Source organism: Candidatus Vicinibacter proximus (assembly GCA_016713905.1).
Taxonomy (GTDB): domain Bacteria; phylum Bacteroidota; class Bacteroidia; order Chitinophagales; family Saprospiraceae; genus Vicinibacter; species Vicinibacter proximus.
In genome coordinates this window covers 153,299-171,379 of sequence record JADJOE010000003.1, presented here as the reverse complement: position 1 = coordinate 171,379, position 18,081 = coordinate 153,299, and the positions used below count along the sequence as shown (strand labels likewise).

Here is an 18,081-nt window from a genome sequence, read left to right as displayed (position 1 = left end):
TAAAAAAATTCGGACTAGCAGGTTTCCTGTTTTTTCTTCTGAAAGGACTTGCGTGGCTTTTTCTTGGCGGAAGTTTGGTCAATTGGATGTGCAATAATACCGGACAATGAAAACGCCACTTGGAATCCTGGTAATTTTATTGCTTTTATGCCAAGCAGATCATGCAAATGCCCAATTCCAAAGTTCTCTGAAGTTTCCATCAAATAAAAAACCTTTTTTAAATTCTTCCTCCTTTTCTTCGGACCACTTTTTTTTAGCTCTTACACCTGCGAGTTGTGTGCTACAGAAAAACACCATGCCTTTCTTCTGTAGGCTGGAACATCAATTTTTTACCCGCACCAATGTCAAGTTAAGCTTCAGACTGGGTAGTCTGGATTACAGCAATCAGCTGGAATATGGTGCAGATAGATTTAGATCATTCAGGTAAAAGCACACTTTAATAGAGGCTTTTTGATACCTTGTCGAAAAAATATTTTATAATTCTTCCCCGACTTTAAATTCGTTGCTGCATGTTAAGTATAGTCCATCGCTTTGTTAAAAAGTGGCTCAATTTTCTGAGTCTGATTTTGTGCTTTCACATTGTAAACGCACAAGTCCCTGATCTTCATCCCAGACTAAAGGCTCTTGAGCATCGTCAAAAAATCTCCAAATCTTCCCTTGCCCACGCAATACCCATTCGCAACATTGGACCTACCGTTTTTGGTGGCAGAGTGGTCGATATTGAAGGAAATCCAAATCGTCCGGAAGAGTTCTATGTGGCTTTTGCATCAGGTGGACTATGGCATACTGACAACAATGGCGCAAGCTTCAATCCCCTCTTTGACCACGAAGCAGTAATGACAATTGGGGACCTGGCTATTGATTGGGCCAGAAAAATAATTTATCTGGGCACTGGTGAAAACAATTCCAGTCGTTCATCTTATTCTGGATGCGGAGTCTACAAATCATGGGATTTGGGTAAAAGCTGGACGCATCTGGGCCTGGAGGAAACGCAACATATTGGCAAAATTATTTTAGACCCCGGAGATACCAACAGAGTGTATGTGGCTGCACTTGGTCATCTCTATTCGGAAAATCGCGAGCGCGGGGTGTATTGCAGTTCGGATGGTGGAAAGACTTGGCAGAAAAATCTTTACATTAACGACAGCACAGGCATCGTCGACATGGTTATGGACCCTATGAATGCTTCTGTGTTATATGCAGCGAGTTGGACACGCACCAGAAGAGCCTGGAACCTGAACGAATCCGGGTCGGGTTCCGGCATTTATAAAACCATAGATTATGGACAACATTGGAAATTACTTACGGACTCTTTATCCGGATTTCCTAAGGGAGAATTTGTGGGAAGAATAGGTTTAAGTATTTATCATGCGGGTTCACTGGAGCTGATGTATGCTTTATTGGACAATCATGAACGAAGACCTGTGGAGGCTAAAAAAAGAACCGGTTTACATAAGGATGATTTTAAAAAAATGTCCAAAGATGAATTTCTAAAGATCAAAGATGATTCATTGGAAATTTTTCTGAGGGATAAAAATTTTGATGCAGAATACACTGCAGGCTCAGTAAAAAAAATGATCCGTCAGGACAAAATACTTCCTGCTCATCTTGCTGAATATCTGGAAGATGGTAATTCGCGATTGTTTGAAACACCAATAAAAGGTGGTGAATTATATTCGTCTGTGGATGGAGGGAAAACCTGGCACAAGACCCATGAAGGATTCCTGGATGGAATTTATTTTACTTATGGATATTATTTTGGTCAGGTAAGATTAAATCCAAAAAATCCCCAACAAGTTATTTTACTAGGTTATCCTTTGATCAGTTCTGCGGATGGTGGAAAAACTTTTCAATCGATTGAGAATGATAATCAGCATGTGGACCACCATGCACTCTGGATAAATCCCGCCAATCCTTTTCACATGATCAATGGAAATGATGGTGGAATAAACATTACTTATGATGGTGGAAAAAATTGGTTGCGATGCACCCACCCTCCAGTAGGACAATTCTATTCGATAAATTTTGACCTGGAAGAAGATTATCATGTTTATGGTGGCGCACAGGATAATGGGGTTTGGAAAAGTCCATCGCAATATCAAATGTCCAACAGTTGGCAACTTTATGGAAAGTATCCACATGAAGTAATCCTCGGTGGTGACGGTATGCAAACAGAAGTAGATCCTACTGATAGTAAAATAATTTACACGGGTTTTCAATTTGGTAATTATTTCAGAATAGACAAAAATTTGGGCACAAATACCCGAATTACACCTAAACACAAACTTGGTGAAAAGCCCTATCGGTGGAACTGGCAGACACCAATTCTTTTGTCCTCCCATAACAGTGATATTTTTTATATGGGATCAAATTTTCTTCACCGCTCTATGAATCAAGGTAGAAAATTTGAAATCGTCTCCCCTGACCTCACCAAAGGAATTACAACAGGCGATGTCCCTTTTGGTACACTCACCACCATCTCGGAATCCAAATTAAAATTTGGTTTATTGTATACCGGCAGTGACGATGGTGAAGTTTATGTGAGTAAAGATGGAGGGGATAATTGGAATAAAATAAATGATGGAATTCCACAAGATAAATACGTGTCCAAAATTCTTGCCTCCGTACACGTCAAACAAAGAGTTTATCTGTGTCTAAACAATTACCGCAACGATGATTTTTCATCCTTACTTTATGTATCTGAGAATTTTGGTGTGGATTGGAAACGCATAGGACTTAATCTTCCATCTGAGCCACTAAATGTTATATGTGAAGATCCTGAGAATCCAAATTTGCTTTTTGTGGGTAGCGATCATGGTGTTTATTATTCATTGGACAATGGAATTAATTTTTCCTTATTGAGTGATCAGATTCCATTTGTTCCTATCCATGATCTTAAAGTCCATCCAAAAGCAAAGGAGTTGATCATTGGGACACACGGACGCTCGATATTTATTGCAGACATTAGCAATGTCCAACAATTGGTGGATAGTAATTTACAGAAAGAAATTTTAGTGTTTGAAACAAAGGATATAAAATATAATAATGAATGGGGAAAAAAGCAAAATGTGTACAGCCCAATCGATAGTCTCCTGATACCACTCTCTGTATATTCAAAATCAACAGGGGAAGCAGAATTACAATTGTTCTATCAAAATACACTCCTTCATAAAAATAAAGTCAAGCTCAACATTGGAATAAATTCATTAGGAATTGAAGGGAACATTGATGCAGCATCCGCTGCATCGTTTCTAAAAGAATATAAAAAAGAATACAAGGAATATCATTTCCCGGAGACAGATGACAAGAAAAATTACTTACCAAAAGCTACTTACAAAATTAAAGTGAGCAAAGCAGGTATAACAGAAGAGACAAATTTTAAAATAAAATAAATGGAGGATAGTTTACTACATATTGAGAACCTCACCAAATCCTACGGAAAAATTAAAGCCTTAAAAGGATTGGATATTGAAATTAGACCAGGAAAGGTTTATGGATTACTGGGACCCAATGGTAGTGGAAAATCTACCACCCTGGGAATTGTACTGGACATCATAGAATCCGATCAGGGACAATTCAATTGGTTTAAAAACAAATATGGACAGGAATACCGAAAACACATCGGTGCCACTCTGGAAACGCCCAATTTTTTTCCCTACCTGGATGCTATGGACAATCTTGAAATAGTTGCACACATCAAACAAATTGAAAGTCCTGATTATACTTCTGCCTTGAAACTCGTGAATCTTTACGAACGAAGAAATTCTCCTTTCAAGACTTACTCCTTTGGAATGAGACAACGACTTGCCATTGCGGCTGCACTACTGGGAGATCCTGAAGTAGTTATTTTTGATGAACCCACCAATGGTCTTGACCCACAGGGCATCGCTGAGATCCGTGAAATCCTCATTAAAATAAGCATGACCGGTAAAACCATTTTTATGGCCAGTCATATTTTGGATGAGGTAGAAAAAATTTGTTCCGATGTCATTATACTCAACAAAGGAAAATTACTGGCTCAGGGAACTGTTGGCTCTGTGATGGATACCAATTTGATCATTGAAATTTCCTGTGACGAACTTGAAAAAGCGCAATCCATCCTGCTGCACATGCCCGGAATAAAATCTGCGGAAATAGCCGGTCAGCATTTAATACTGAGTTGCGAACAGGACATCAAAACTTCCATGATTAATAAATACGCCTTTGAACAGGGAATTTTACTCAGCAGCCTGAACATTAAAAAGACCAGGCTGGAAGATGAATTTCTGGAAATTGTAAAAGAGCACAACAGCTAAAATTTCAGTTTTATCCAAAACATCATAAAGCAAATTAAAAATGGAATATCTGTTAAAACTGGAATGGTTAAAAAATCGTAAGAATACTGTTTTCATCCTGATTTGTATCAGTTATCTTGTAATGTTGCCAGGCACTATGATGATCGGCAAAAGTGTAAACCCTATGCCGCCTGTATTGCCGGGAAATTTTATCTTCTTTGAGTTTCCAACCAACTGGGATTTCTTTGCCTATGCAGGATCCTGGCTTGCTTTCTTTATGTTTGGATTTTTTGCAGTGTATACGGTGACTGCTGAGTACAGTTTCAAAACACTGCGGCAATCCATCATCAACGGTCTCCAACGGAATCAGTTTGTGTCAGCAAAATTGCTCTTCATACTCATGATGTGTGTAGGTGCTACACTGTATTATGTCCTATGTGTACTTGCCTGCGGCTACATCCATGAACCACACACCAAACTGGATTTCGCATTTGATCAGCCACTGATCATCCTGAAATTTTTCCTGATGAATATTTCATACGGAGTTTTTGGTTTGCTGTTGGGATTTTTACTGCGACGTTCAGGCCTGGCACTTTTCACCTACATGATTTACATCATGATGTTGGAACCATTCATTAGATGGGTTCTGGTACAAAAATACATACATAAGTCTGCGCATATTTATTTTCCCATGAATGTTTTTGAAGATCTCACCCCCCTGCCCTTTTACAGAATGATGCCGGAACAGTTTAAGACTGCCGGTGGAGCCATGGCCCTTGTGCCGGATCATATTTCAATACCCTTGAGCATTGGGTATATTTTTGTTTTTATTTGGGGCATGTATTATCTAATCAATAAACGAGATCTATAGTAGCAAATTGCCAACCAACAGCATCACTTGAAATAATATCAAAATTGCTCTATTTCATTAAAGTTCTATTGGTTTATATTTAGATGTCTAAAAAGTAACCTGGTTGAAATATCGTAGTTGCGGATGGTAATCTAGTACAAATTTTATTCTGGCCAAGCCAATAATTTGGAGAAAAAGCTGTTTTGAGGACCTAGTTATTCACTAAAGTTGTACTAAATTCCATCTGATTATCCTTGTTCTTTTTTGTCTCTTAAGTAACTACATTTCAACTATCTGTAAACCAAGGTTTTTAGCTTGTCGTTTTAACTTCTTAATTTGATTTTCTTTAAACCCATCCATATATTTTTCGATTGGTATTGGGTTAAATTTAACCCTTTCTTTTATCATTTTATAAAAAATAGCCGCAATTTTTCTTGCAGTCGCAACAATTGCTTTTGGCGCCCCATTTTTTGCTTTTATACGATTATAAAACATCGCTAACCAATTTTTGCTACGCTGTATGGCAAACGCCGCCATTCTAAATATTTGACCTGCGTGGTTTTTCTTTTTGGAATCCGGCTACTTAATACCTTCCCTCCTGATATTTTATTATTCGGGGCTAAGTTTAACCATGATGTAAAGTGTTTTACCGTTGGCCATTTACTCATATCTAATCCGACTTCGCTTATAATTTCTATAGCATTTGTTTCCGTAATCCCAAAAATTTCTGCTAAATCCGTCCCCGTTAGTTCGTACAACATTTCCTTTCCGTTAAAATTCAAATTATTTTTATTACTCTTTTCTTTTTTTGGGGCTCCACAAATGTATCTACTCCGGATTTTTCACGAAGATGCTCTTCTATTTTAGCATCGCATTCCTTTAGCTTAGCATGATAGAATTGATATATTGAATAACTTTGCTCTAGTTCAAAAACGTGTTCTTCTTTCCAAACCCCCGTTAAGGATTTTATAATACCCTCTTTTTTATGAGCTCTAATTCTACTATCGCAACAAGATGCTAATATCTCTGCGTTTCGTTCACCAGCTATGATGGATTTTATGATCTCTTGTCCAGATTTACCTGTAATATCCGCAATAACATGTTGTATTTTAATATTCATTTGTTCTAAAGCTTTATGCATCATGCGAATATGTGTAGCTGACATTTCAATTAAATTTTTTCGATGACGCATATATGCTCTTAATTTACGAGTAAACTTATCGGGTTGAAAACTTGCAGATAATAATCCGCAACTGTGTAATTGACGTATCCAATCAGCATCGCTAACATCTGTTTTCTTTCCTCTTACATTTTTTACATGTTTAGCTGTAACTAATACAACATCAAAACCCGCATCTTCTAATACTAAAAATAAACTTACCCAGTAAATACCGGTAGCCTCCATAGCAACTGTATCTACTTTGCATTCTTTTAAAAACACAACTAGGGCGTGTAAGTCTTCAGTAAAGGCGCCAAAGGCTCTTATTGGTTTTTCAGTGGATTCAGGATTAACTGCTACATAATGTTCTTTGCTTGATATATCTATACCTGCCGCGTTAGGATAAATAATCGGAAATGCTTTTGTTTTTTTTCTTTCATTTTCTTAAAATTTTAAAGTGAATAAAACGAAAGCAGTGTTAAGGTTCTGAGTAATTATCGTATAAGCTCTTAAACGGGGTTTCGCCAAAGGCGAACCACCAAAATGGATTGTCATTCAAAGAACACTACCAAACTTGATAAGGGGCTGCGAGCACCATAACAAAAAACGGTTTTTGTAAACACTGCTTTACATCTCGCAAGTTACTTTAAAGGATTGAGAGCGGAGCCGCTGTTATAAACTTGATACAAAAAAGAACCAAAAAAAATCAAGGCTGTTTTCATTTCTTAACGCTAAAACTGATTTAAAAAGCTAAACAAAATAAACTCGCCATAAGCAGCTATAATAGCTCTAGGCCTTAATGTCATAAATGTATTTGCTCATCTGCAAGCGAGCTCAAACAGTATTTTGTTCTTAACGCCTTTTAATTCAGTTTTAGCTAAAATGAAAAAGGCCGAACTAAATTTCTCATACGATAACTATTTGATGAGGTATCAGAATCTGTATAATCTGACTATTTTAGATATTTAATATCTACTTAACCCCCATAAAATTTACCTGACTATTTTATTCGACGGCCAATGCCCTAAATACAGTTACTCGATTTTACAATGTATCCAACATTTATAAATCGTGGTTGAAAATTAACTGAAAGAAATATATACATTTGAAGCGTTATTTCAAATTTACATTTCAAGTTAATTAAGCCTTCATGTTTCCAAACCCACTTTTAAAAGCTTTTCTCTTGACCATGGCCCTAGTTTCCTGTACCATTATTGGTTGGGAATTGTATTTGCGGCAGCAAGGGATAGACCTATCATACGACGATGAAGAAAGTCTTTGGGCTGATAAGAGGGATCGTGCTATAAGCATGCAGCAGGATGCCACGGTGTTTGTTGGTTCGTCCCGAAATAAGTATGATGTTGACATCAATGCCTGGAAATCACTTACCGGAGAAAATTTGATTCAATTATCCTGTGTAGGAAGTTCGCCATTGCTCATCCTTCAGGATTTAGCCAACGACAAGCAATTTTCCGGCAAGGTCGTAATCGATGTAACGGAACCTTTATTTTTTTCCATGTCCCCAAGAAATCATGATAAGCCCTCTGAAAATTTAAAGTGGCGAAAGGATAGAACTCCGGCACAGGCATTTAGTTTTCATGTCAACCACCTATTGGAATCCCAATTTGTTTTTCTCGATAAAGACAACTTTTCACTTAATGCATTAATAGATAAAATCAAGTTACCCAACAGACCGGGTGTTTTTGTTTTTCCGGAATTTCCTTTTGGATTTGAACGGGTAACTTTCGATCGACAAAATTACATGACCCCAGGTTTTGTACAGGACACCCACCTGCATCAGCAAGTGAGAGATGTGTGGACCTTTGTAAAAAAGATCAGCAAAGACCCACCTGTTAAAGGACCCAAACTTGACTCTATCTTAAATCAGGTCAGGGAAAATGTGTCGCAAATAATGTCCAGAGGTGGACAGGTAATATTTATTCGTACACCGTCTAGCGGAATCATGTTGGAAAATGAGTATAAAAATTATCCAAGACAAGAATATTGGGAAAAATTATTGAGTACCACCAAATGTCAAGGAATCCATTTTGCTGATTATCCTCCCATTGCACATTTCATTTGTCCGGAATGGTCACACCTCACTCCGGAGGATGCATTGGTTTACACCAAAAACTTAGTGCAGATTTTAAAAAATGAAAAGGGCTGGAAATTTAAAAACGATTCCTCAACAATTAATTAAGTTCTCACCAACAACTCAGACAACATGGTTTTTAATTCATATACTTTTATTGTTTTCTTTCTGGTTATGTTGTTATTGCATAATCTTCCCTTTAGCTGGAAAGTCAAAAAAATAAATTTACTGATCGCCAGCTACCTCTTTTATGCAGCATGGAATCCACCTTTCATTTTATTGCTGTGGTTGTCCACCGTGGTAGATTTTTATGTAGGCAAGGCCTTGTTTACGCAGGAAAATAAATACAAGAAAAAATTATTGCTGGTCATCAGTCTCATTGGAAATCTTGGCATGTTGTGCTTTTTTAAATACGGCACTTTCATTTTAGAAAATTTCACCTTGCTGGTGAACCTGATTGGTTTCGATTTTCATCCGGTCAAACCGAACATCATACTCCCTGCCGGAATTTCATTCTATACTTTTACCACCCTGTGTTACACCATAGACATGTACTACAAAAAAAGTGAACCGGTAAAATCGATGCTGGACTTTTCATTATTTGTTACTTTTTTTCCACATCTGGTTGCAGGACCTATTGTTCGACCACCCCAACTGGTTCCACAATTTGAACATCCAAAACAAGCAACCATGCAACAACTTATGCAAGGGCTTCTCTTGCTGAGTTTGGGATTGTTTATGAAGGTCGTTCTTGCAGACAGTATGCTGGCAGAATCTGCCAACAAAGTTTTTGATTCGAAAGATGTCTTAAGTACTTTGGATGCATGGATGGGTGTCTTGGCCTTTAGTGGTCAGATCTTTTTTGATTTTGCAGGATATTCTACCTGCGCCATTGGCGTGGCAGCCTGCCTTGGATTCATACTTCCCCATAATTTTCTATATCCATACGCGGCGATTGGTTTCTCTGATTTTTGGCGGCGATGGCACATTACTTTATCTGCCTGGTTGAGAGATTATCTTTACATTCCGCTGGGTGGAAATCGGAGTGGCTTATTCAGATCCTACCTGAACATTATGATCACCATGTTGCTGGGCGGTTTGTGGCACGGAGCAAACTGGACTTTTGTGGTATGGGGTGCTTTGCATGGATTGTATTTATGGGCTGAGAAGACCATCCTGTATTTTAGAAATAAAAAAGCTTCTAAAGCAGATGCTGAGGTAGTCATTTCTGAGCAGTCCGGTTCCGGAGAAAAGGTCATGCAGAAAACGTTTCGAAATTTTATGCTTGCAATGGTCACCTTTTTCTTTATAAACGTTACCTGGGTTTTTTTTAGGGCGCAGGATTTCAGCACCGCCTGGCGACTACTGACCTCTATGTTTTATCAGGCTCCGGACGCAAAGACGCTGCTCCTTACCATGAGCATGGTCAAAATTTGCATCATCACAATAGGGCTGATTAGTTTCCATTGGATGATGCGCAATACGCTGGTGCTTCAAGTCGTGGAAAAAATGTCCTGGTGGTTATTGGCAATTATTTGGTCACTGATTCTGATCCTTTTAATCCTGAGTCAGGAGAGCAGCAGTTCATTTATTTATTTTCAATTTTAAACCTCTTTGAAATAAATTTTCAAATAAAAAATTGAACGTAAAATAAGTTATGCTGTTCATACTCAAAATCAGGTGGTGAGTTAAACTTAGAGTATACATTGATTAAGGCAATGCTGTCCAATATATAATCATATACTTTGCCGCTTACCCCTTTACACTTTACAATACCATATAATCCGTTGTACCCTTTACGCATAACCGTAAGTCCAGTGTACATAAAATATTGATGCCCACTTGTAAATGGGATCATTTCAAGACTGGACTAACTCTAATAAAATCTTGCTCCCTGGATAACTTCCGAAGATAATTCTCTTTCCGTTCGGAAATTCCAGGACAACTTCTGCTGATTGTTGATTCTGATTTATCTTAGAGGTGATGTTCACAAATTGACCCGACAATTCCTTTGGCGTCTGGAAGTACTTCCTCTTCCAGTAATAATATTGAGGCACAGACATATTCTTCCCTGTTAAATATCTTTTCAAACTCACATTGCTATTCCTATAGCCTTCTTCCAATTTCTCAAATCCTTCTTTTGTCATATTTATTTTTGCACAAAGCTATTATCAATGGTGACCATTGGCAAGTGGCAGTTAGTAGGACGGATACTTTATACCATTATCTTTGGCAAATGCTTTAGCTTCATCCTCGGTTTCAAATTTTCCATCAGGGCCAGCAAGGGATATTTAGAATTAATTAATTTTCAAAAAAGGCTTCAATTATTATATTACTTTCTCCTTTTAATTCTCAATTAGCTTCACTTTAAAATAACTAACATACCACTTTCATCGTCTGTTATAACTGGAATTTTCCAATTAAACAACTTTTCTATTATTGCTGCCTTTTCGTTTTCATTTATTCCACCTTTCAATACTCCATGCTCAAAGAAATGATCAAGGAATATCTTAATCCCTTTATCTGCAATTAAATTTATACTTTCACATGGAATAATCTTTATAAAGTTCCATTTTTCTAAGCTTTCGTTCTCTAAATCTATTGTTGATTTAGAAAGCAACACCTTCTTAATTTTGGACTGATACTCCTCCTTCTTATAATTTTTTGTCTTACTTAGAAAATAAAATAACTCATCATTTTCTATTGCTGTCAATCCATTATAATCCTTTGACACAATTTTAATAACAACAAAGCAACTGTTTCTGTTAAAATCATTTAAAACTTTGTCGATAAATTCAGACATATTGCATGAATATAAAATTAAAAAAATAATAAACCTCATTTGATAATTTTTATTTAGGATTGTCATTTAATAAATCTGGTGGAATAGGCTTTCCTCCATATTCTGTTCGCTTTGAATCTCCAGTAGTAGCTCTTGCCCTGTTTTCAACATTTACTACATTAACTTCATACATTGGAATTCCATTTGAAGTTTTATTAAAATCTGTTTTCCCTTTATCAGAATCACGACCATGACCTAATAATTCATGAGTCAGACCTACTCGTGGACTTCTTTTATCTTTTGAAATAGTCTCATGTTTATCAGGATTATATTTCGTCAAAGTACCAGTTGGTTTACCATTTTTGTCATCCTGACCTGAAAGTGGAGAATTAGAATTACCATCTGAAGGCTTATCAGTCATTTCAATAACATGTATTTGATCACTCTGAACTAGATCATTAATCATGCCACCAAGTACTTTGTCATCTTGCGATAAGGTATTAAGATCATTTTGAACTTTAACTGCAAAATCATTATTTCCTTGATAAATCTTACCTGATGCATCATACAACTTATTATTTTTAAATTGTAGTAACTGAATACCTGATGTGCCATTATCGTCAGAAATAACAATAGAAAGCCAGATTTCTCTTCCATCCTTATCTAAATATAATATTGGATTGTTAGCAACATAAGTATATGAGGAAAGACTCGTGTATTTCTCTGCTAACGGTTCTACACCATACCCTATTCACTCTGGCATCATTCAAGATGAACGTTTTCATCACAGCTATTCAATAACATGAAATTGAATTGGATCTACTTCTAAACCATTATTATTTTGATCAGCTATATTTATATTATAGATTAGCAATATATCACCTTTTTTACATTTTTGCAATAAACTTAATTCGTTTGTGGTAAATCTAAAATTATTAGATGATAGTTTTTCTTTTATCTTCTTATTCCTAATTAATAATATTTCATACGAAAATTTCTTGTAATGAATATTAATGTTTAAAGGATTTGAAATTAATAAACCAGCTTGAGCTAATAAGTAATTCTTCCTTATTGAGCCACCATTTAATCCACCAATACTGGCTTCAGCTTTGGGGATAGGTTTTATTCGATAGATTCGAATACAAATTAAAGTTGAATCTTCAGTATTTTTCTTAAATATTAATAACTCTAATGTTGGGCCTTTAAATGGAATTACTTCAAGTCTACAGGAATTACTTCTGATTATTGCATTTGTTGAAAAAAATGTTATAGAATCACAAGCTATTCCTGGAAAATCAAAAATTAAATCATTTTGTATTCCTTGATACAATATATTATTACTAGGATTTTCTATGAATCCATTTTGCCCAAAAAGGCAATTTGAAAAGGCAATTAATATTAAAATTTTTTTCATGAATTACTTTTCAGGCGGAACTGTTGGAATTAAGTCTTTATCATCATTTGTATCTATAACTTTTTAAGCATTTTGGATAGAATCCACTGTATCATCTCCTTTTCCTTTAAAGTATACTTCATTTTCCATTGCATGTCCTTTATCAAGTAATAGCTTTCTGCTTTTAACCATTTTCCCATCAATCATCACATCATCAAACATAACATCCATATTATCTTCAGAATTTTGATCTTGCCAATCGCCATAATGAACTGTTTCATGAAGTACAGTACTTATTATATCTAAAAATGCAGCTTGTTTATCTTCAGGACTTGCATTATTAAATCTCTCAATTAAGTCAATATCAATTGTAATTGATCCATCTTTTCCACCAGAATAATAGCCATCACCACTATTTGCTACTTGATCAACTTTAATAAGAGGACCTTTATCATTAGTTAATGCTTTTAATAAATCTTGCTTAGATTGAAATTGGCCATATTTCATCATTCCTTTAACTAGTCGATCACTTTTCAGTAATTCAGCAATATTATTTTTTAAATACTTTGCGAGTGCAGAGGATGCTTTACTAACAGAAGGATCAACTATATACATTCCTGTTGGGTCAGTATACTTAATGGGATTATTATAGGTATAGGCATATGGAGAAATGTCAGGATATTTTTCTGCCATCGGATCTACCCCATACCACAACGATATCCTTGGATCATAATACCTCGCCCCAAAATAATACAGCCCAGTCTCCTCATCAACCTCCTTACTCGTGAACCTGTACTTAGTAGAATAGCCTCCAGCTTTCTGTTCGGCCAGCAAGTTTCACATTTAGACTTAACACTAAAGTAATCTTTATTTTTCAATCTTGGTTTTCATCAAGCCGATTGCAGGGGCAATCGGTTCCCTTCTTATCGAGTGATCTTTATCACTCGATTGGCGCAGTAGCGCCACCAGTCGGTCATCACCGAAAGGCAAATATAGGATAAATTGGTAAGGATTTCCAGCCTCATCCGTTAAATATGTGCTTGATCCGATATGGTCAGGATGGAAGAAATACAAGACATTATTGTTGTTTACTACATGCCACTTTCATGGTTCACTCCCTTGAAGCACTGTCGTGCTTCATTCCGACTAAATCGTCGGAAATCGGTCGCTCATCTTCACAATCGTCTTCCTCAGGATCAGTATCTTCAATAATTAATGTATCAAATCCAAATTCTGTTCTGACTAATTCCAGATCTTCTGCTTGTCTGTCAGGAAGTCCTGCTTTTTCTGATCCAGATAACTCTAGACTGTTGTCAACACTGCTATCTACTGAACCAACTAATTTACATGCTATTCTTTCTGTGCCTGAATAATAATGATTCGTGACCATGTAATGTGGTCCCATAACCATGTAGCCACTGACATATTCTGAATAATTACCTAAAGTAGCATTGGTCTGGCTTTGTCCATTTAGATTCACTATAGCATAATTACCTAAGCCTTTTAAAGTTCTTTCACCATTTGCATCATAGATATTGTGTTGGAAGCTTGCGGCGTTAGATATTTTTATTGCTTTGAGCATATTCGCTTCATCCCATAACATATTCTTGGTATCTCCATTATCGAATTCATGTAGCAATACATTTCCATTGGCGTCATAATTAAATTCCTCGACATCACTGTTTGTGTAAAATCCGGTCAAGCTGACCCACCTTTCCGGCTCAAGTTGACCCACCTCCAGAAGGTCTAAAGAAATGATGTCATAAAGGTATAAAAAATGGAATTAAGATTTTTTACGTAATGAATCTCCTTTGAGTTCAATTCTGTGATGTTTGGCAGTAAGCCGGTCTAAAATTGCATCTGCCATGGTAGGGTCGTTTAAATAATCATACCAATTTTTGATAGGTAGTTGTGAGGCAATAATTGTAGAACTTTTACCATAGCGATCTTCCAGTATTTGAAGCAATGCCAGCCTCAAATTATTATCAAAAGGCACTAGGCCAAAATCATCCAAGATGATTAATTCTATTTTTTGAAGGTAGTTAAGGAGTTTGTTGAATGTTCCGTCAAGCTTACTTATGCTGATGCGTTCATAAAATCGATTCATATTAAAGTAACTTACTTTATACCCCATACTGCAAGCCTGGTGACCTATGGCACAGGCTAGATAGCTCTTTCCTGCTCCGGTAGCTCCTGAGATGAGAATGTTTTCTGATTTTTTGATAAAGGAACAATCCGAGAGTTTGGAGATGGTTTCTTTTGTCAGGTTCCTTTGTGTTGAACAGATGATTTGTTCCAGAGTTGACTCATATCGAAGTTTACTGATTCTTACTAAAAACTTCATTTTAGCATCCTTGCGATGATAGACTTCAGATTCTGTCAATTGTGCCATCATCAGATGTGCCTCAGGCTGTTGATGGGCTGGAAGATCTGTGATAGATTTGTAAGTCGTTGCCATGCCGGATAGTTTTAAAGCTTTGAGCTGGTTTAATGTTTGTTCTGTATTCATGATTTAAATATTTTTAAGCATAAGTGGACGAACCTCGTAAATTTTCATGGTCTGTTATTATTGTGATATTTGTGTATTCCTGAATTGTATCCTGTTTGTCCATATTGTTTTTTAGTACTCGTTCCAATATTCCATAATTTATTTTAGCTGCATTTTTTATAAGAGCGCACGCATTTTCTAATCTTGCGGGGGTATAGGCATTTGCAAGTCTTAACACACCAATACAACTTCTGTAGCTTTGTTCAATAAAAGTTCTGCTCTTTAAAATATGCTCTACTATATCGGATGTATAAGGACCTATTTGGTTAGCTTGCTTGATAAAATATTCTGAATCCCATCCTTTGGATTGTTCCATATACTGATGGTTGGCCGGCATATGGTCTTTAAGAGTTGTATACCCATTTTGTTTAAAACTTCTCTTATGAATAGCCACACGTTGTAAGTCATCATATATTTCCACTATAGAAGTAGTGAATAGAATTTTTAATCTCTTGCCGATCAAGGTATAGGGAACACTATATTGATGGAAGTCCTGTCCCAGTATAACATGATAATTTCGTTGTACTTTACCAAAAGTAATTTGCTGAAAAATATAAGGTTCTCCAGGTAATTCTTGCAACAATACCTTTTCTTGAGACTCAAACATTTCAAGTCTTGAATATTCTTTGCCTTGAAAACGCTGTGTATTGTGTCTGATTAATTGTTCCCGCACATGGCACTGCAATTCTTCTATGCTTTTAAATATTTGATCTCTTAAAGGAGCATATATTCTCTGGTAAGCCAACTTAACAGCATTTTCTACACTTGCTTTGTCTCTTGGCTTACGAACTCTACTAGCAACCATATTGGTGTTATAATGAATCGCTAATAGCTCCATGGCTTGTGTAAACTCTGGGTCGTAACGATTTGCCTTAACCACAGCTGATTTTAAGTTATCGCACTTGATACTCAATGGAACACCACCAAAATAAGTCAAGGCATTACATATTCCACGGGTAAATTCTGGTTGCTTTTGAGATCTCAAGACCTCTACATAAGTCATTCCACTAAAAGGAAGCACACAAACTAAAACCTGACAGTATTTGATTTCTCCGGTTTCCGGATCAACATAACTAAGCAAATCTCCAGCGAAGTCAACCATCATTTGCTCACCAGGAGCATGGTGAATTTTGTATATCGCTATATTTCTTTTCTGATGTTGGAGAAGGTGCCAGCAAAATTGACTGTGGCTCAACCCATCAGGATGTTCAACACGATACTCATGCCACAAGAGAGTTTTGGTCACTCCTGTTCGCCTAAGTTCTTCAATATAGTAATCCATTTTATTCAAAACCAATTGTATACGGCCAACCGGAAGCTGTGCGTTTTGAGACTGCGGGTTATAGATTAATTCAATAAAATCCTCATCAGACAACTCTAATGCAGCTTTATGATCAATTCCTATTGATTCGATTAATCTCAAGTATTCCCGGATTGTATTTCGAGACATACCCGTTTGATTGGCGATCTTGCGGATGCTAAAGCCCGCATTCTTTAATTGAAAGATTATTCTAATTTGATGCATTTGCTTTGGTTTTGCTGACATGATATTTGGCTTTAATGAACCAAATACCACATTAAATACATCAATTCCTATAAGACATCAGGGTGGGTCACTTTGCTCCGGATTTGGTGGGTCACTTTACTCCGGATTTAGTGGGTCACTTTACTCCGGATTATACAGTTTGTTTGGTTTTCTATGGAAGTTACTGCGTTCGGATGATTCACATCTTCATATTTGAATAAATTATTGTAGGTGTTTTCGCCTACATTAGATGCATCACGCGTATGATCCTGTTGTTTAGTTGTAATTCTATGCATATTCTCATAGGCCATCTCAAGCGTATAGTTTGATGCCTTGTTACCTAATGTATTGCTTGTATCACCGGTCCAACTACCGTGTGCTGTGGAGATGCGGTTAAAGTTATCATACGTGTATTTGTGATAATAACTTCCACCCATTTCATTGATGATACCTGCTGAATTGTGAATAGAATCTACATTTCCAATCTTATCAAATGTATAACTCAAGTTATACATATTGGTACCAGAGTGATCCTTGGAAACCAAATTGGATAGTCTTCGCAATGTTGTAGAATAAGTATAGGTTTGTGACGTACTATTGCCATATTTACAAAATACTTTTTGTTCGAATTCATCATACCCAATACTATCTATATAAACCTGAATTCCTGCTTTCATAAAATTCAAGTTACCACCTAAATCATACTTGTAAAGTAAGGTATCTTTATTAGGATAAATGAGCGTATCAATACGATTCCATGTATCATAATGGAATCGGTGAACGTAGGTTTTATTATCCTGGCCTGGAGCAATTATTGTTCTGATGTCTTTAACCACTTCGCTTTGAGATCCATATTCATATTTTCTTAATCCTGTAGCATCTTGGAGAGAAATAAATAAAAAAAATGGTGCTTATTTTCTAAATGGAATTATTTACGATCAAATGCCTGTTATTATTTATTTATAGGATCTAAAACGGCACATATAGTGCTGTTCGATTGAAATTATATATACACTAGAAGAGGGAACCTTCAAATTACTAGGATCAAGTAAAAAATTATTGATTTTGATTAAAGCTTTTATTAAATAACTATTCTTTCTTCTTCGCTTAAGTATTGATTCTCTTTCCAAATTGGATCTTTAATTAGTATTTGATTAAATCCACTAGAGTCAAACTTAATATATCCTTCTTGCAATTCAATTTTCCAACAATTTTCTTCCTTTACAATTCTATCAATTTCAAACCCATTTAAAAATGATGCTACTATCGAAATTTCTATGTTTGTGACATTATAAAATATCAAATTTGCAGGAGCAATGAAATATTTATATGTAGAATCACTTTGAATTTCCCATCTTAAAATATAATCAATGTCAAGTTCTAAATTATCATCAAACCTTATTGAATACAATGGACAGTCGTGCCAATCGAATTCTTCTATGTTATTGTATTTCATTA

20 protein-coding genes are annotated in these 18,081 nt (G+C 36.1%); 6 read left to right on the top strand and 14 right to left on the bottom strand.

Annotation, left to right across the window (positions count from 1 at the left end; translation table 11 throughout):
- Positions 1-106 precede the first annotated feature (106 nt).
- The 4 genes from IPJ83_09335 (at position 107) to IPJ83_09320 (ending at position 5,145) form a co-directional block, all read left to right on the top strand.
- Positions 107-427 carry a hypothetical protein gene (locus tag IPJ83_09335; protein MBK7880738.1) on the top strand — a complete coding sequence of 107 codons (321 nt, stop codon included), beginning with the start codon at positions 107-109 and terminating at the stop codon, positions 425-427.
- Between the two features lie 82 nt (positions 428-509).
- Positions 510-3,392 carry a glycosyl hydrolase gene (locus tag IPJ83_09330; GenBank protein ID MBK7880737.1) on the top strand — a complete coding sequence of 961 codons (2,883 nt, stop codon included), beginning with the start codon at positions 510-512 and terminating at the stop codon, positions 3,390-3,392.
- Positions 3,393-4,295 (top strand): ABC transporter ATP-binding protein, encoded by a 903-nt coding sequence (locus tag IPJ83_09325; GenBank protein ID MBK7880736.1) that lies wholly within the window; start codon positions 3,393-3,395, stop codon positions 4,293-4,295. It abuts the gene before it with no gap.
- A 40-nt stretch (positions 4,296-4,335) separates the two neighbouring features.
- Positions 4,336-5,145, top strand: coding sequence for an ABC transporter permease (locus IPJ83_09320; protein ID MBK7880735.1), 810 nt, complete (start codon positions 4,336-4,338; stop codon positions 5,143-5,145).
- 258 nt (positions 5,146-5,403) lie between these two features.
- Here the strand turns inward: IPJ83_09320 and IPJ83_09315 are convergent, their stop codons facing one another.
- The 3 genes from IPJ83_09315 to IPJ83_09305 are packed head-to-tail and all read right to left on the bottom strand — an operon-like array spanning position 5,404 to position 6,694.
- Positions 5,404-5,661 carry a hypothetical protein gene (locus tag IPJ83_09315; GenBank protein MBK7880734.1) on the bottom strand — a complete coding sequence of 86 codons (258 nt, stop codon included), beginning with the start codon at positions 5,659-5,661 and terminating at the stop codon, positions 5,404-5,406.
- Positions 5,622-5,885: an IS110 family transposase gene (locus tag IPJ83_09310; protein MBK7880733.1), complete on the bottom strand. Its 264-nt coding sequence runs from the start codon at positions 5,883-5,885 to the stop codon at positions 5,622-5,624. Before IPJ83_09310 ends, IPJ83_09315 begins: the two co-directional genes overlap by 40 nt.
- Before the next feature lie 17 nt (positions 5,886-5,902).
- Positions 5,903-6,694 carry an IS110 family transposase gene (locus IPJ83_09305; GenBank protein MBK7880732.1) on the bottom strand — a complete coding sequence of 264 codons (792 nt, stop codon included), beginning with the start codon at positions 6,692-6,694 and terminating at the stop codon, positions 5,903-5,905.
- A 739-nt stretch (positions 6,695-7,433) separates the two neighbouring features.
- Between IPJ83_09305 and IPJ83_09300 the strand changes: the two genes are divergently transcribed.
- On the top strand, positions 7,434-8,483 hold the full coding sequence (locus IPJ83_09300) for a hypothetical protein (GenBank protein ID MBK7880731.1): 1,050 nt from the start codon (positions 7,434-7,436) through the stop codon (positions 8,481-8,483).
- Positions 8,484-8,507: 24 nt separating this feature from the next.
- A complete protein-coding gene (locus IPJ83_09295) occupies positions 8,508-9,983 on the top strand; it encodes an MBOAT family protein (protein ID MBK7880730.1) in 1,476 nt (491 codons plus the stop codon).
- Positions 9,984-10,002: 19 nt separating this feature from the next.
- Here the strand turns inward: IPJ83_09295 and IPJ83_09290 are convergent, their stop codons facing one another.
- The 11 genes from IPJ83_09290 to IPJ83_09240 form a co-directional block, all read right to left on the bottom strand.
- Positions 10,003-10,233, bottom strand: a complete 231-nt coding sequence (locus tag IPJ83_09290) for a hypothetical protein (GenBank protein ID MBK7880729.1) — start codon at positions 10,231-10,233, stop codon at positions 10,003-10,005.
- Position 10,234: 1 nt separating this feature from the next.
- Positions 10,235-10,522, bottom strand: a complete 288-nt coding sequence (locus IPJ83_09285) for a hypothetical protein (protein ID MBK7880728.1) — start codon at positions 10,520-10,522, stop codon at positions 10,235-10,237.
- A gap of 215 nt (positions 10,523-10,737) precedes the next feature.
- Positions 10,738-11,178 carry a hypothetical protein gene (locus IPJ83_09280; protein MBK7880727.1) on the bottom strand — a complete coding sequence of 147 codons (441 nt, stop codon included), beginning with the start codon at positions 11,176-11,178 and terminating at the stop codon, positions 10,738-10,740.
- Between the two features lie 49 nt (positions 11,179-11,227).
- Positions 11,228-11,728 (bottom strand): hypothetical protein, encoded by a 501-nt coding sequence (locus IPJ83_09275; protein MBK7880726.1) that lies wholly within the window; start codon positions 11,726-11,728, stop codon positions 11,228-11,230.
- 219 nt (positions 11,729-11,947) lie between these two features.
- Entirely contained in the window at positions 11,948-12,571 is a 624-nt protein-coding gene (locus IPJ83_09270) for a hypothetical protein (GenBank protein MBK7880725.1), read from the bottom strand.
- 63 nt (positions 12,572-12,634) lie between these two features.
- Positions 12,635-13,384 (bottom strand): hypothetical protein, encoded by a 750-nt coding sequence (locus tag IPJ83_09265; protein MBK7880724.1) that lies wholly within the window; start codon positions 13,382-13,384, stop codon positions 12,635-12,637.
- 277 nt (positions 13,385-13,661) lie between these two features.
- Complete coding sequence (locus IPJ83_09260) at positions 13,662-14,285, bottom strand: hypothetical protein (protein MBK7880723.1); 624 nt, start codon at positions 14,283-14,285, stop codon at positions 13,662-13,664.
- Positions 14,286-14,333: 48 nt separating this feature from the next.
- The gene (locus tag IPJ83_09255) at positions 14,334-15,059 is read right to left on the bottom strand and encodes an ATP-binding protein (GenBank protein MBK7880722.1); all 726 of its coding nucleotides are present in this window, start codon (positions 15,057-15,059) and stop codon (positions 14,334-14,336) included.
- A 13-nt stretch (positions 15,060-15,072) separates the two neighbouring features.
- The gene (locus IPJ83_09250; GenBank protein MBK7880721.1) at positions 15,073-16,623 is read right to left on the bottom strand and encodes an IS21 family transposase; all 1,551 of its coding nucleotides are present in this window, start codon (positions 16,621-16,623) and stop codon (positions 15,073-15,075) included.
- Between the two features lie 128 nt (positions 16,624-16,751).
- Positions 16,752-17,459 carry a hypothetical protein gene (locus IPJ83_09245; GenBank protein ID MBK7880720.1) on the bottom strand — a complete coding sequence of 236 codons (708 nt, stop codon included), beginning with the start codon at positions 17,457-17,459 and terminating at the stop codon, positions 16,752-16,754.
- 245 nt (positions 17,460-17,704) lie between these two features.
- Positions 17,705-18,079, bottom strand: coding sequence for a hypothetical protein (locus tag IPJ83_09240; protein MBK7880719.1), 375 nt, complete (start codon positions 18,077-18,079; stop codon positions 17,705-17,707).
- Positions 18,080-18,081: the final 2 nt, after the last annotated feature.